This is a genomic window from Mycobacterium sp. NGS62 (assembly GCF_059812285.1).
Genome location: NZ_JCALCK010000053.1, coordinates 1 through 1,569, shown reverse-complemented (window position 1 = coordinate 1,569; position 1,569 = coordinate 1). Strand labels below are relative to the sequence as shown.

The following is a 1,569-nucleotide window of genomic DNA, read 5'->3' as shown; positions in this document are numbered from 1 at the left end:
ATGATGACGCTGGCGTGGTGTAGCAGTCTGTCGAGGATGCTGGCGGCGGTGGTGTGTTCGGGCAGGAATCGACCCCACTGCTCGAAAGGCCAGTGGGATGCCACCGCCAGGGATCGGCGTTCGTAGGCGGCTGCCACGAGCCGGAACAGCAGTTGGGTGCCGGTGTCATCGAGCGGGGCGAATCCGATTTCATCGCAGATGACGAGATCGGCGCGCAGGACGGTGTCGATGATTTTGCCGACGGTGTTGTCGGCCAGGCCGCGGTAGAGGGTGTCGATCAGGTCGGCCGCGGTGAAGTAGCGGACCTTGTGACCGGCATGGATGGCGGCGTGGCCCAGCGCAATTAGGACGTGACTCTTGCCGGTGCCCGGCGGGCCAATGATCGCCAGGTTGTGTTGTGCGCGTATCCATTCCAAGCTGGCCAGGTAGTCGAGGGTGGCTTGCGGGATCGACGAGGACGACATGTCCAAGCTCTCGAGGGTCTTGACGACGGGAAAGGCTGCGGCCTTGATCCGGTTGGCCTCGTTGGAGGCATCCCGGGCGGAGATCTCGGCCTCGATCAGGGTGCGTAGCACCTCCTCAGGGGTCCAGCGCTGCGTCTTGGCGACCTGCAGTACCTCGGGAGCATTGCGGCGCACGGTGGCCAACCTCAACCGCCGCAGCGCAGCTTCTAGATCGGCGGGTAGCTCGGGGATCGGCTTGGGGCAACGGTTTTAGTACGAGTTGTGGTTGTCATGATGCGCTGCCATCGCTGGAGCTGGTGATTTTGTAGGCGTCCAGGGATCGAGTCGGCGCGGTGGGCAGATCCAGCACCAGCGCTTGGCCGGCCGGGCGTGGTTGCGGGGCGCCGGTGCCGGCGGCCAGGATGGAGCGCACGTCGGCCGCACGGAAGCGCTTGAATGCCACTGCGCGGCGCAACGCGGCGATAAGCGTGTCCTGGCCATGGGCGGCGCCCAGTGCGAGCAGGATCTCCAACTCGGCGGCTAGGCGGGTGTTGCCGATCGCCGCGGCGCCGACCAAAAACGCTTGAGCGTCCTCGCCGAGTGCGCAGAACTGTTGCTCAACAGTGGTTTTTGGGCGTGGCCCTCGGCTGGGTGCCGGTCGAGGTCCGTCGTAGTGTTCATCGATAATCGACGTCTCGCCCGGGGCGACCAGTTCGTGTTCGGCCACGATCGCCCCGGTAGCGGCCTCAACGACCAACAATGCCCCGTGATCAATCACAATGTTGACGGCAGCCCCGATCAGACGGGTAGGCACCGAGTAGCGCGCCGAGCCATATCGGATGCAAGAGAGCCGGTCGACCTTACGGGTCACCGACGCTGCCCCGATTTCGCACCGCAGCGAGGGCAGCGGCGCCAGTACGCCGCGCTCGGTGGCCAGCCGCTCGTCGGGCACCGCGGCGATCTCCGAATGCACCGCGGCGTTGACCTCGGCACACCAGGTTGCGGCGGCCGCGTTGGCCGCGGCCATGCTGATCGGCACACCCGAGATGTTTGCCTCGGTGAGCAACGGCACCAGCAGATCAGACTGGGCGTAGCCGCACAGGTGCTCCACGATGCCTTTCGACTG

The 1,569-nt window shown here is 65.8% G+C and carries 2 protein-coding genes; both read right to left on the bottom strand.

Annotation, left to right across the window (positions count from 1 at the left end; genetic code table 11):
* Positions 1-695 (bottom strand): IS21-like element helper ATPase IstB (gene istB / locus AC5Y49_RS24615; RefSeq protein WP_499891990.1); only part of this gene is annotated, 695 nt, incomplete at its 3' end.
* A gap of 37 nt (positions 696-732) precedes the next feature.
* A partial coding sequence (locus AC5Y49_RS24610) for a Mu transposase domain-containing protein (RefSeq protein WP_499891989.1) occupies positions 733-1,569 on the bottom strand: 837 nt, incomplete at its 5' end.